A 12,790-nucleotide genomic window follows, 5' to 3' on the forward strand; every position below is an offset into this window, starting at 1 on the left:
TCGGGATAGATCAGTCGGCGAGGCCGACCGCGAACGCAAGCGCGGCGTTGAGGCGTCGGACGTCATCCGCGGCGAGCAGGCCGATCACGCTTCCTACGCGGTCCCGGCGCACCGTGGTCGGTTTGTCGGCCATGACCTGCGAGCGCACCCGCAACCCGTTCCCTGGCGTCGCCTCGACAGTGACGCGAAAGGCCGGCGCGTCGTTCAGCACCGAAGTGAAAGGACAGATGATCACTGAGGCATGGCCCTCAGGCAGGGCGTCGGTCTGCACGACCACCGCCGGCCGGGGCTTTCCATAGTCGCCGGCGGCCGCGACCGTGACCACGTCGCCGCGGCGCACGCGCTATCGCCCGTCGGCCGTGTCGAACTCCGAGACCGACTCGATCCAGTCCAGAGTCTCCGCTTCGTGTGCAGGATCGAGGCGGGCCGACTGAGCTGCGATCTCGGCGCGCACCCCTGCGGATCGGGCGTCGCGGACGGTCAGGCGGATCTCGCGCACACCCCTTTCGCGGCGCCGTTCGCGCATGGTCCGCATCCGTTCCGCCGGGGCCGCCATCAATCCTCCATGGTCAGGCAGAACTGTAACGCGTTACGCGCTGGCGTGCAACGAGTCAGACGTTGAAGCGGAAGTTCATCACGTCGCCGTCCTGGACGACGTACTCCTTGCCTTCCTGGCGGAACTTCCCGGCCTCGCGCGCGCCCGCCTCGCCCTTCAGGCTCACATAGTCCTCGTAGGCGATGGTCTCGGCGCGGATGAAGCCCTTCTCGAAGTCGGTGTGGATCACGCCGGCGGCCTGCGGGGCGGTGTCGCCCTTGTGGATCGTCCAGGCGCGCGCCTCCTTCGGACCCACCGTGAAGTAGGTCTGCAAGCCCAGCAGGTGGTAGGCCTCGCGGATCAGCTTGTTCAGGCCGGGCTCGGTGAGGCCCAGGGTCTCCAGGAACTCGGCGCGCTCGTCCGGGTCGAGCAGGGCGATCTCGCTCTCGATCTGGGCCGAGATCACCACGTGGTCGGCGCCGTCGCGCCGGGCCCGCTCGGCCACGGCGTTCGACAGGTCGTTGCCGGTGGCGGCCGACGCCTCGTCCACGTTGGAGACGTAGAGCGCGGGCTTCGACGTCAGCAGTTGCAGCATGCGCCACGCCTTGTCGTCCTCGGCGGCGACCTCGGCCTTGCGGGCCGGGCGGCCGGCGTTCAGCTCCGTCAGCGCCACTTGCACCAGGCGCAGCGTCTGGGCGCTTTCCTTGTCGCCGGCCTTGGCGCGCTTCTCGAGATTGACGACCCGCTTCTCCAGGCTCTCCAGGTCGGCCAGCATCAGCTCGGTCTCGATGGTGTCCAGGTCGGCCAGCGGATCGACCTTGCCTTCGACGTGGGTGATGTCGTCGTCGATGAAGCAGCGGGCGACGAAGGCCACGGCGTCGCAGTCGCGGATGTTGGCCAGGAACTGGTTGCCCAGGCCCTCGCCCTTGGACGCGCCGCGCACCAGGCCCGCGATGTCGACGAAGTTCATCCGCGCCGGGATGATCTCCTTCGACGGGATGATGGCGGCCAGCCTGTCCAGCCGCGGCTCGGGCACGGCCACGTCGCCGGTGTTGGGCTCGATGGTGCAGAACGGATAGTTCGCCGCCTGCGCCGAGGCGGTCTGGGTGAGCGCGTTGAACAGCGTCGACTTGCCCACGTTCGGCAGGCCGACGATGGCGACTTTCAGGGCCATGGGTAGGTGCGGTTCCTTCTGAGAGGCGCCGCGCTTAGCACAAGGCCGACGCCGCTCCTATCGCTTCTCACCTCCCCCAGCGAAGCTGGCGGGAGGGGGACCGCCCGCCGCAGAGCGGGTGGTGGAGGGGGCAAGCCTCACGCGCGGCCCTCCGGCTTCGATCAGTTCGGCGGCCCGGGCCAGGATCCCGTCCACGACGGTGGCTGCGTCGCGATAGACCTCACCCGCCCAGACCCGCATGACGAGGACGCCTTGATCGTGCAGCCATCGGTCTCGCGCGTAGTCCTTCCATTGAGCCTCTTCGCTCCAATGCGTCGAACCGTCGACCTCGATAGCCAGCCCCGCCTGCGGGCAATAGAAGTCGAGGATCACCGAGCCGATCGGATGCTGGCGCCGGAAGCTCGGTCGGTCGTTGTTCCGTCCGCGCAGCCGGCTCCAGAGAATGACCTCGGGCGCCGACACCTGCTTCCGTAGCGTGCGCGCCCGGTTGGTGATCCGTGTGCTGTGTCGCATGTCGCGCCGGCCGCTCGCCCCCCTCCACCCCCCGCTCTCCGGCCGGCATGCGCCGGCCTCGGCGGGCGGTCCCCCTCCCGCCAGCTTCGCTGGGGAGATTGAGAACAAAAGATGAACTGAAAGCTGGCGTCAACCGGCTCTTGCCTTCCGCGCGGGTGAACGTTGCATGCTCTCCTTCCAACCGGAGGAACCCACATGTTCTCGCACATCATGGTCGGCACGAGCGATTTGCAGCGCGCCAAGAAGTTCTACGATCCGCTCATGGCCACCCTGGGCGCCGGCCCCTCGATGGTGGACGGCCACCGCATGTTCTACATGCACAACGGCGGCGTCTTCGCGGTGTCCGAGCCCATCAACGGCGAGCCCTGCACCCACGCCAACGGCGGCACGATCGGCTTCGCCTGTTCGTCGCCCGACCAGGCCAAGGCCTGGCACGACGCCGGCGTCGCCAACGGCGGCACGACCTGCGAGGAGCCCCCGGGCGTGCGCGAGGGCGGCATGGGCAAGATGTACCTCGCCTACCTGCGCGATCCCGACGGCAACAAGCTCTGCGCCCTGCACCGCATGTGACCTTCCGCTCGCTGGAGAGCGAGTGGTGGAAAGGGCAGGTGGCCGGCGCGGGCGCTCAGCCGTCCCGCGCCGCCAGCTCGCGCCAGTGGTGGGCCTCCTTGCGGAACGGCCCGCGCAGCTTCGTCATCCGCCGGTCGATGTCGGCGACGATCTCCTGCGCCTCGGCGCGGCGGCCGTGGCGGCGCAGGAAGGCCGCGAGTCGCGCCATGCCCTCGAAGCCCGGCACGCGTTCGGCGGCGTCGCGCAGGAAGGTCTCGGCCTCGGCCGCGCGGCCCACTGCGTCATAGGCGCGGCCGAAGGCCAGGGTGGCGGCCGGCGTGTGGCCCTCGGGCTCGGCGGTCAGCCGCTCCAGGGTCGCCACCGCCTCGTCGCCGCGGCCGAGCTCCAGCAGCGCGTTCGCGCGGCCCAGCAACAGCGCCGGGTCGTCGGCGTGGATGCCGTGGGCCGCCTCGGCATAGAGCCGCTCGGCCTCGTCGAACCGCCCCAGCGCCGCGGCGGCGTGCGCCAGGCGCGACTGGTTGCGGACCGTGGGCGTCTCCTCGACCGCCTGCCGGGCCTCGCGGTATTCGCGCCCGGGGTCCAGCGCCTCGCGCGCCGCCGCGCCCAGCCGCTGGGCGCCCGCGCCGCGCAGTTGCTCCGGCAGCAGGATCGCCACCACGTAGACCAGGGCCCCGATCGGCTGGAACACCAGGATGATCCAGAGCCAGAACATCTCGCGCCCGGTCCGCACCGCGTGGACGCAGAGGCCGATGCAGGCCAGCAGCCACAGGCCCACCATCCACAGCGGGAAGATCGACAGCAGCGACCCCATCAGTCCTCGTCCCGGCGCTTGCGCGGGTCCATCTTCTCCGCCGGCGCCAGCCGCATGACCTCGGCCTGGTACTTCTCGTCCTCGCCCGCGGCCAGCAGGGGGGCTGCGTCGGCGCACGCCTGCAACAGGGGCTCGACCCACTTCAGGTCCGCCTTGTGGAAGTCGGAGAGCACGTGGCCATGCACCAGGGCCTTGTCGCCCGGGTGGCCGGTGCCCAGCCGCGCGCGGCGGAAATGCGGGCCGACCTGGCTCACGATCGAGCGCACGCCGTTGTTGCCCGCCGCGCCGCCCCCCGCCTTCATCCGGAAGCGCCCGGGCGCCAGGTCGATCTCGTCGTAGAACACGATCAGGTCCAGGGCCGGGTCCAGCTTGAAGAACTTCAGCGCCTCGCCCACCGAGCGGCCGCTTTCGTTGTACCAGGTCTGCGGCTTGATCAGCAGCGTGCGGACCGCGCCCGCCGGCGTGTCGATCGCGCCCTCCATCACCTGGGCCTGGAAACGCGAACGCGCCGCGGAGAAGCCCCAGCGGCGCGCGATCTCGTCCACGGCCATGAAGCCGATGTTGTGGCGGTTCTTCGCGTAGGTCGGTCCCGGATTGCCGAGCCCGGCGATGAGCAGCATGAGCCCCTTCTCCTCACCCGATCATCCCGGCGAACGCCGGGACCCGGATCCCATGACGCGTGAGGCCACGGGATCGGCGCTGAGCTCTTGGAACCCGCTTCAGGACGCTTCCATCTGGGTCCCGGCGTTCGCCGGGATGATCGGAAGCGTTACGCCTCGCCTTCGCCCTCGGCCGCTTCGGCGGTCTCTTCCTCGAGGCCGGTCTTCGGCGCGCTGACCGAGGCCACGACCAGGTCGCCGTCGATGGCGGCTTCCACCTTCGCGGGCAGCTTCAGGTCGGAGACGCGCACGCTGTCGCCGATCTCCAGGCCGGTCAGGTCGACGACGATCTCCTCGGGGATCGAGTCGGCGTGGCACGAGACGGTCACCGCGTGCAGGGTCACGCCCAGCGTGCCGCCGCGCTTCAGGCCCGGCGAGGCGTCTTCGTTCGTGAAGTGGACGGTCACGTCGATCTTGATCTGCTGGTGCTCGTCGACCCGGTACAGGTCGAAGTGCCACGGCTCGTCGGTCACCGGGTGCATGTCGATCGCCTTGGCGATGACCGGCTGGGTCTCCTGGCCGTACTTCAGGGTCACCAGGTGGCCCAGCAGCTTGCCGGTGTAGAGCGCCTTGCGGAACTCGTTGGACTTCACGGCGATGGCCACCGGATCCTTGGCGCCGCCGTACAGCACGCCGGGCACCATGCCCGAGCGGCGGGTCGCACGCGCGCCGCCGGTCCCGGTCTGCTCGCGCACTTCAACGTTCAAAACGATCTCGGCCATGGCCTTGCCTTCAAAACGAAACCGCCGCGCGACTCGCGCGCGGCGACGGGTTCACACCCTCACGGGTCGAAATGGGTGCGCGTAGATACACAAAAGGTCCCGGCCGCGCAACGCCTTGGGTCGCGGAATTCGATAAGGCGGTCGCGGCGCGGCGGCGCCCGATTCAAACCGCGGAGATCGCGGAGATGCGCAGAGACGCGCCGACGGCTCCGAGCCCTCCGCGTATCTCCGCGATCTCTGCGGTTATTCCGACCGCGTCGCGGCGCCTCAGCTCTTCTTCTTCTTCTTCGCCGGGGCGGGCTTCTTGGCCGGGGTGTAGCTCTTGGTCGCCGAGGCGGCGGTGGGGACGAACCTGGCCTCGTAGGGCTCGGGCAGGCCCGCCGCGCGGATCATGCAGCGGCCGGTGTCCATCATGGCGTGCTGGCCCAGGCAGAAGACGTCCTCGTAGTTGGGCCGCGCCACCGCCAGGCACTGGTAGAGCATCAGCTTCGACATGTTCATGCACTGGCCGGTGTTCGGTTCGGCCACGAGGCCCATGACCTGCTCGAGGTTGGCGTCGCCCGCCTCGCCGAGCACGGCGAGCGCGGCCACGGCCAGGCCGCGGATCACGGTCGGGGTGTAGGGCGGGGCGGCCGCCGTCGCCGTGACGCCCAGGACGGACGCGCCGGTCGAGGCCTGCTGCAACCGCGCGGTCTGCTCGACGTCGCCGCGCATCGCCGACGAACCCGCGCTCTTGGCGTTGGCCAGCCGCGCGTCGCGGGCGGGGACATCCCCCTTCGACCAGGGCTGCTTCTGGATGTCGTAGGCCGACTGCTTGACCGCCTTGCCGCCCTCGTAGAGCCGCTGCGCCTCGCCGCCCAGGGCCGCGATGACCAGCCCCGCGGCGCTGGCGGAGCCCTGGATGCCGACCGCATAGGCCGGGTCCTTCAGGATCTCGTAGGCGATCTGGCGCCGCTGGGTGGCGTCCCTGGCGTAGACCCGCACGCCGTCGACGAACGCCTTGTCCTGCAGCGCGACGACGGCGGCGTAGGCGATCGCGCCCTTCGCGAGCTGGCCCGGCTCGTAGGCCACGCCGGTCGAGAGCGAGCGCTGCACGCTGTCGGCGTCCGAGAACGTCGGCGCGATGGCCGTCGTGCGCTCGACGTAGCTCTTGTAGGCGCTGGCCATCTCCACCAGCCGCGGCGAGAGCGACACCGTGGGCGCGGCCGGCGGGGGCGGGGCGATCTTCGGCGGCGGGGCGTCGGCGCAACTGGCCAGCGCCGCGGCGGCGAGGACGGCCGGAACGGCGGACCGGAACGTGAAGCGAAGCGGCATCAGGCGACCTTCCCCCTCTTGCGAGCGGTGATTCTCAAACATTCGCCCCCGAAGCAGCCCTGGCTTACCCGCCGTTCGCCGGTTCGGGCAAGCATGAGTGAGGGCCGCCGCTCAGTCGAACAGCTTCGACACGCTCTCCTCGTTGGCGATGCGGCGGATCGCCTCGCCGATCAGGCTGGCGCAGCTCACGTAGCGGATCTTGCTCTTCTCGCCGATGTGCTCGGGCGGGGCGATGCTGTCGGTCATCACCAGCTCCTTCAGCACCGAGGCCTCCACCCGCTCGACGGCGCCGCCCGACATCACGCCGTGGCTGACGTAGGCCGAGACCTCGGCCGCGCCGCCGTCCACCAGCGCCTGGGCGGCGTTGCAGAGCGTGCCGCCGCCGTCGATCATGTCGTCGAAGAGGATGCAGCGGCGGCCGCCGACGTCGCCGATGATGTTGGCCACCTCGCTCTTGCCGGGGCCGCTGCGGCGCTTGTCCACGATGGCCAGGTCGGCGTTCAGGCGGCTCGCCACCGCCAGCGCCCGGACCACGCCGCCGACGTCGGGCGAGACGATCAGGATGTCCTTCGGCTTCTCGTAGTTCTCCTTGATGTCGGCCGCGAGCAGCGGCGCCGACAGCAGGTTGTCGGTGGGGATGTCGAAGAACCCCTGGATCTGGCCCGAGTGCAGGTCCATCGTCAGCACCCGGTCGGCGCCTGCGCGGGTGATCAGGTTGGCGACCAGCTTGGCCGAGATCGGCGTGCGGCCGCCGGTCTTCCGGTCCTGGCGGGCATAGCCGAAGTAGGGCGTCACCGCCGTGATCCGCCGCGCCGACGCCCGCTTCAGCGCGTCGATGCAGACCAGGAGCTCCATCAGGTGGTCGTTGGCCGGATAGCTGGTCGACTGCAGGATGAAGACGTCCTCGCCGCGGACGTTCTCGTCGATGGTGACCCAGACCTCGTTGTCGGCGAACCGTTTCACCTGCGCCCGGCACAGGGGCACGTCGAGGTGCGATGCGACCGCCTGGGCCAGCGTACGATTCGAGTTGCCGGCGAGCAGCTTCATCGGACCCCCAGGGCTTGAATGCGCGGGCTTGTAGCAGGGGCTTAGCGTGAGTCCATCCCTTCGCACGCCCTTCCCCCCGGGAAGTCGCGCCGGCCCGATCACGGGGGCTCTATTGGCCATGCCTTCCGCGAGCGGCTAAGCGGAAGGCCGACGCCACACTTCGACGCCTGACCCCGGAGCCGCATGCCCCATCATACCCCGCTGATCGCCACCATCGTCGCCGGCCTCACCATCGCCTTCGGGCTGGGGGCGCTCGCCCACCGGTTCCGCGTCTCGCCCCTCGTCGGCTACCTCGCCGCGGGCGTTCTCGTGGGACCGTTCACCCCCGGCTACGTGGCCGACCAGCATCTGGCCCAGGAGCTCGCCGAGATCGGCGTCATCCTGCTGATGTTCGGCGTGGGGCTGCATTTCTCGCTGAAGGACCTGCTGTCGGTCCGCAGGATCGCGATCCCCGGCGCCATCGGGCAGATGGCGGTGGCCACCGCGCTCGGCATGGGGCTGGCCCACGCCCTGGGCTGGACGCCGATGGCGGGCCTCGTCTTCGGCCTCGCGCTCTCGGTGGCCTCCACCGTCGTGCTGCTCCGGGCGTTGCAGGAGCGCCGGATCGTCCAGACCGAGCGGGGCCGCATCGCCGTCGGCTGGCTGATCGTCGAGGACCTGGCGATGGTGCTGGCCCTGGTGCTGATCCCGGCGCTGGCCGGGGCGCTCACCGCGTCCAGCGCCTCGACCGACGTCGTCAGCGGCTGGATCGTCCCGCTCGCGACCACCATCGGCAAGGTCATCGCCTTCGTGGCCTTCATGCTGATCGTGGGCCGCCGGATCATCCCGTGGGTGCTGCACTGGACGGCCCACACCGGCTCGCGGGAGCTGTTCCGGCTCGCGGTGTTCGCCATCGCGCTGGGCGTCGCCTTCGGCGCGGCGCTGCTCTTCGACGTCTCGTTCGCCCTGGGCGCCTTCTTCGCCGGGATGATCCTGGCGGAGTCCGAGCTCAGCCAGCGCGCGGCCGAGGAGACGCTGCCGCTCCGCGACGCCTTCGCGGTGCTGTTCTTCGTCTCGGTCGGCATGCTCTTCAATCCGAACGTCCTGGTCGACCAGCCCTGGGCGCTCGCGGCCACCGTCGCGATCATCGTGATCGGCAAGTCGCTGGCGGCCTGGCTCATCGTGCGGGCCTTCCGGCACGACAACACCACGGCGCTGACCATCGCCGCCTCGCTGGCCCAGATCGGCGAGTTCTCCTTCATCCTGGCGACGCTCGGCTTCGAGCTGAAGCTGCTGCCGGAAGCGGGCCGCGACCTGATCCTGGGCGGCGCGATCGTCTCGATCCTGCTGAACCCCCTCATCTTCGCCGCCGTCCTGCGCACGCGGCCCAAGGCGAAGCCGGTCGCCGAGGTCCAGACGCCCGCGCCGGCCAACGACCCGCTGCCGACCGCGCTCACCGAGCATGTGGTGGTGGTCGGCTTCGGCCGGGTGGGCGCCGCGGTGGCCGAGGGCCTGGAGACGGCCGGCCGACCCTTCCTGGTGGTCGAGGTCGACGAGAAGGCGGGCAAGCGCGCCCGCGACGCCGGCTTCGAGGTCATCGACGGCAACGCCGCCGATCCGCGCGTCCTGGCCATCGCCGGCGTCGGCGTCGCGCACCGGCTGATCTGCACCGCCCCCGACGGCTTCGAGGCCGGCGGCGTCACCGAGGAGGCGCGGCGGGTCAACCCCAAGCTGGAGATCATCGCCCGCGCCCACTCCGACGCCGAGGTCGACCACCTCCTGAAGCACGGCTGCGACAAGCCGATCTCCGGCGAGCGAGAGCTGGCCGCCGCCATGCTGGCCCACCTCCAGCCGCTGGCCGAGCCGCCGCCGCCGCTGGCGGTCGCCGCGCCCGCGCCGACGCCGCAGGTGCTGCTGAACGACGCCGAGTGGGCGCTGCTCTCCGTCGCCCGCCTCGACGGCCTCGCGGCGGGCGAGGCCGTGCCGCGCGACCAGCTCTTCGAAGGCGCCCGGCGCATCGGCGACTTCGACGCCGAGCAACTGACGAACGCCGTCGCCGGCCTCGCCGCCAAGGACCTCCTGGCCAGCCTCGACGGCGAACGCGTCGCCCTCACCCCCGCCGGCGCCCGCCAGTCCGCCCACGCGCCAGTGTACTGACGGCCGGCACGGGCGCGCCGCAACCAAGCAGGGGCGCCGAGGAACTCCAACGAAAGCCCTCCTCCTCGATGGAGGAGGGTTGGGTGGTGGTGTGGCTACGGCGTCACGGCAGACGGCGCCTGTGGCGTCGACGCCTCTCGCGCCCGGCCGGGAAGGTCCTGCGCACACCACCATCCCCGGCCCTTCCTCCTTCGAGGAGGAAGGGAGACCCGTTTTCACCCTATCTGTCGGGCAGGCATCGCAACTCTGCTCAGGTCAGCACGATCGCCGAGAGCAGGCGGCCGTAGTCCGGTTCGCCCTGCTTGAAGGCGCGGCGGTTCGAGAAGAACAGGCCGGGCTCGGCGCAGGTGTCGCGGCCGATCCATTCACAGCGCGCCACCCCGGCCTCGCGCAGCCGCATCAGCACGAAGGCCGGCAGGTCGAACTGCCGCTTGTCGGGCGCGGCCCCCGCCGAGAAGAACCGCTCGTAGCGCCGATCGACCTGGGTGAAGCGGGCCACGTACTCCAGCCCCACCTCATAGCTGGCCGGCCCGATGCACGGCCCGACCGCCGCGACGATCCGGTCGATGCCGGCGCCCAGGCCCGCCATCCGCGACAGCGCCGCCTCGGCGACGCCGCTCAGCGCGCCCTGCCAGCCCGCGTGGACGGCGGCCACCACGCGCGCCTCCGGGTCGGCCAGCAGGATCGGCGCACAGTCCGCCGCCAGCGCGCCGCATACGACGCCGGTCGTCGCGGTGACCACCGCATCGGCCTGCGGCGGCCCGGCCGGCCAGGGTCCGTCGGCCACCACCGCGGTCGCCGAATGCACCTGGTAGGCGGTCACCAGCGGCCCGCCCATGTGCGCCGCCGCCCGCGCCCGGTTCTCCGTCACCGCGGCCGGATCGTCCCTGGACCCCGCGCCCACGTTCAGCGACGCATGGATCCCCTCCGACACGCCCCCCTGCCGCGTGAAGAACCCATGCCGGATCCCCGGCAGGTCCAGCAGCGGCGAGGTCAGGACGGGCAACGCGCTCATGGCCCCTCAGATCGCTCCGTTCTGAAGATACGTCATCCCCCGGCTTGTCCGCAGGGCAATCGCATATGGATGCGGGGTGGCCGAAAGGCCGTCGGTCGAACCGCAGAGATCGCGGAGATACGCGGAGGATTCCCGTGGATCCGCGAGCTTCTCTGCGCATCTCCGCGATCTCTGCGGTTCATGAATCGGGCGGACGAGCCGCCCACAAGCCATATGCGATCGCCCCCGGCTTGTCCGGGGGACCCATTGGGCTGTGAATCCCGCCAAGGATTCGCGGCGCCGTCCCAGCACAACCCCGGGCTCACAGCCCAATGGGTGGCCCGGACACGCCGGGCCATGACGATCAGGCGATGTCCTCGAACGCCGGCGGGACCCAGTCCGGCGAATGCAGGCAGCAGACCTTGAAGAGGTCGCCCATCTGGTCGCCGCCGACCAGCCGGTGCAGTTGCCGCCCGATCGCCGGCGCCTTGTCGGGCCGCGCCCGCACCAGCGCCTCGGCCCGCTCGCCGACGCCCATGCGCGCCAGGAACGCGGCCTGGGTCAGCAGCGCCGCCGCCGCGCCCTCGCGCCCGGCCGCCGCCATCACCGCCGGGAAGTCGGCCCAGACCGTGAGGTCCGCCTCGCCGGGGCAGTCCAGCGGATCGACCTTCGCGTGCCGCTGGAGCGCCTGCAGCGTGTCGCCGAACCCCGGTTCGTCGCGGCCGTAGTCGATCAGCAGCGCCGCCCCGCCGTCCCGCGCCAGCCGCGCGCCCAGCGCCGCGCCCAGCGCCGCCTGCGGCCCGGACACCTCCGCCACCGCGCCCTCGCGCGCGTCGGGCAGCGGTTCGCCCGTCGGCACGCGGCCGAACGCCAGGGCGCCCGCGCCGTCCAGGCCCACCACCTGCTCGGCCCAGCCCACGGCCGTCCTCACGAACTGGCGCGCGGGCAGGCAGTCCAGGAGCTCGTTGGCCACCGCCAGCGTCGGCTCGCCGCCGGGCACCTCGTCGAGGCTCGCCGCCCAGCGCACCCGCCCGCCCAGCTTCTCCGCCTGCCGCGCCCTGAGCGGCCCCGACGTCTCCACCAGCCAGACGTCCGCCGCCTCGAGGAAGCCGGGCAGGGCGCGCCCCGCCCGCAGCAGGTCGTCCATCAGCGTGCCGTCGCCCGGCCCCATCTCCACCAGGGTGAGCCGCCCGGGCTCGCCCATCAGCGTCCAGGCCGAGGCGGCCCAGACGCCGATCAGCTCGCCGAACATCTGGCTGACCAGCGGCGCCGTCAGGAAGTCGCCGGCCTCGCCCAGCGCCGGGCGCGTGGCGTAATAGCCGTACTGCGGGTCGTGCAGGCAGGCGGCCATGTACTGGGCGACCGTCAGCGGCCCGGTCTGGGCGATCTGCGCCGCGAGCTTGTCCCTCAGGCTCAAGGGGCTTGCGCCGCCGTCGCCTCTGGCGTCGCCTCGCGCATGCCGCGCCAGATCAGCCAGGCGCCGGCCAGCACCATCGGGATCGACAGGATCATCCCCATGGTCAGGCCGAGCGGGAAGTCCGGCATGCCCGCATCGGGTTCGCGCACCGTCTCGATGGCGATCCGGAAGAGGCCGTAGAACATCACGAACATGCCGGCGACCACGCCGCGCCGGTTCCCCAGCTTCGCCACGTGCGTCGCCCAGCGCAGGATCAGGAACAGGACCAGCCCCTCGAACAGCGCCTCGTAGAGCTGGCTGGGATGGCGGGGCGCGTCGCCCGCCGGGCAGTAGCCGAAGGTCTTGGTGATCTGCTCGTTGCAGAACCGGATGGCCCAGGGCAGGCCGGCGGGCGCCTCGCGGCCCCAGAGCTCGCCGTTGATGAAGTTGGCGCAGCGGCCGAGGAAGTGGCCGATCGGATAGGCCGGGACCACCACGTCGGCGATCCTGAGCAGGTCCAGCCTGTTGCGCCAGGCGAACAGCACCAGGGCCGTCGCCACGCCGATCGCCCCGCCGTGGAAGCTCATCCCGCCTTCCCAGACCCGGAAGATGCCGATCGGGTCGGTCCAGATCATCGACGGCGTGTAGAACAGCACGTGCCCGATCCGCCCGCCGCCGATCACGCCGATGGCGATCCAGAGGATCAGGTCGTCCATCTGGTCGGGGGTCATGGGCGGGGGCCGCTGTATCCAGAGGCGCTCGTTCTTCAGGAGGCCCACGGCGTAGCGCCAGCCCAGCAGGATGCCGGCCACATAGGCGAGCGCGTACCAGCGGATGGCGAAGGGCCCGAGGTGGACGAGGACCGGGTCTATGTTCGGGAACGGCACGGCTTGTCCTGCTGCGGCGTTAGGTGTCTGTG

The 12,790-nt window shown here is 71.2% G+C and carries 14 protein-coding genes; 2 read left to right on the forward strand and 12 right to left on the reverse strand.

The window, feature by feature from the left end:
* Positions 1-10: 10 nt before the first annotated feature.
* Genes KF737_RS07415 through KF737_RS07430 form a run of 4 tightly spaced genes read right to left on the reverse strand, consistent with a single transcriptional unit; the run spans position 11 to position 2,222 of the window.
* Positions 11-340, reverse strand: coding sequence for a type II toxin-antitoxin system PemK/MazF family toxin (locus tag KF737_RS07415; protein WP_296452292.1), 330 nt, complete (start codon positions 338-340; stop codon positions 11-13).
* A gap of 3 nt (positions 341-343) precedes the next feature.
* Positions 344-556: an antitoxin MazE-like protein gene (locus KF737_RS07420; protein ID WP_367273218.1), complete on the reverse strand. Its 213-nt coding sequence runs from the start codon at positions 554-556 to the stop codon at positions 344-346.
* Between the two features lie 55 nt (positions 557-611).
* Positions 612-1,709 carry a redox-regulated ATPase YchF gene (gene ychF / locus KF737_RS07425; RefSeq protein WP_296452295.1) on the reverse strand — a complete coding sequence of 366 codons (1,098 nt, stop codon included), beginning with the start codon at positions 1,707-1,709 and terminating at the stop codon, positions 612-614.
* A gap of 57 nt (positions 1,710-1,766) precedes the next feature.
* A complete protein-coding gene (locus KF737_RS07430; protein ID WP_296452298.1) occupies positions 1,767-2,222 on the reverse strand; it encodes an endonuclease domain-containing protein in 456 nt (151 codons plus the stop codon).
* A gap of 195 nt (positions 2,223-2,417) precedes the next feature.
* On the opposite strand from KF737_RS07430, the gene KF737_RS07435 reads away from it, so the two are divergent.
* Positions 2,418-2,792, forward strand: a complete 375-nt coding sequence (locus tag KF737_RS07435; protein ID WP_296452302.1) for a VOC family protein — start codon at positions 2,418-2,420, stop codon at positions 2,790-2,792.
* Positions 2,793-2,847: 55 nt separating this feature from the next.
* Here KF737_RS07435 and KF737_RS07440 read toward each other — a convergent pair whose 3' ends face one another.
* The 5 genes from KF737_RS07440 to KF737_RS07460 all read right to left on the reverse strand — a co-directional run bounded on the left by KF737_RS07440 (position 2,848) and on the right by KF737_RS07460 (position 7,345).
* The gene (locus KF737_RS07440; RefSeq protein WP_296452306.1) at positions 2,848-3,603 is read right to left on the reverse strand and encodes a tetratricopeptide repeat protein; all 756 of its coding nucleotides are present in this window, start codon (positions 3,601-3,603) and stop codon (positions 2,848-2,850) included.
* Complete coding sequence (gene pth, locus KF737_RS07445; RefSeq protein WP_296452308.1) at positions 3,603-4,223, reverse strand: aminoacyl-tRNA hydrolase; 621 nt, start codon at positions 4,221-4,223, stop codon at positions 3,603-3,605. Before pth ends, KF737_RS07440 begins: the two co-directional genes overlap by 1 nt.
* Before the next feature lie 149 nt (positions 4,224-4,372).
* Positions 4,373-4,984 (reverse strand): 50S ribosomal protein L25/general stress protein Ctc, encoded by a 612-nt coding sequence (locus tag KF737_RS07450; RefSeq protein ID WP_296452311.1) that lies wholly within the window; start codon positions 4,982-4,984, stop codon positions 4,373-4,375.
* Between the two features lie 267 nt (positions 4,985-5,251).
* Complete coding sequence (locus KF737_RS07455) at positions 5,252-6,298, reverse strand: hypothetical protein (protein ID WP_296452314.1); 1,047 nt, start codon at positions 6,296-6,298, stop codon at positions 5,252-5,254.
* A 111-nt stretch (positions 6,299-6,409) separates the two neighbouring features.
* On the reverse strand, positions 6,410-7,345 hold the full coding sequence (locus tag KF737_RS07460) for a ribose-phosphate pyrophosphokinase (protein ID WP_296452316.1): 936 nt from the start codon (positions 7,343-7,345) through the stop codon (positions 6,410-6,412).
* Positions 7,346-7,528: 183 nt separating this feature from the next.
* Here KF737_RS07460 and ybaL point away from each other — a divergent pair, with 183 nt between their 5' ends.
* On the forward strand, positions 7,529-9,481 hold the full coding sequence (gene ybaL, locus KF737_RS07465; protein WP_296452319.1) for a YbaL family putative K(+) efflux transporter: 1,953 nt from the start codon (positions 7,529-7,531) through the stop codon (positions 9,479-9,481).
* A gap of 250 nt (positions 9,482-9,731) precedes the next feature.
* On the opposite strand, the gene pgeF is transcribed toward ybaL, so the two are convergent.
* The 3 genes from pgeF to lgt form a co-directional block, all read right to left on the reverse strand.
* Entirely contained in the window at positions 9,732-10,496 is a 765-nt protein-coding gene (pgeF, locus tag KF737_RS07470) for a peptidoglycan editing factor PgeF (protein ID WP_296452322.1), read from the reverse strand.
* Between the two features lie 343 nt (positions 10,497-10,839).
* Entirely contained in the window at positions 10,840-11,892 is a 1,053-nt protein-coding gene (locus KF737_RS07475) for an SAM-dependent methyltransferase (protein WP_296452326.1), read from the reverse strand.
* Positions 11,889-12,758, reverse strand: a complete 870-nt coding sequence (gene lgt / locus KF737_RS07480; RefSeq protein ID WP_296452329.1) for a prolipoprotein diacylglyceryl transferase — start codon at positions 12,756-12,758, stop codon at positions 11,889-11,891. The genes KF737_RS07475 and lgt overlap by 4 nt, the downstream gene beginning before the upstream one ends.
* Between the last annotated feature and the right edge of the window lie 32 nt (positions 12,759-12,790).

Source organism: Phenylobacterium sp., from assembly GCF_019636135.1.
In the GTDB taxonomy this organism is placed as follows: domain Bacteria; phylum Pseudomonadota; class Alphaproteobacteria; order Caulobacterales; family Caulobacteraceae; genus Phenylobacterium.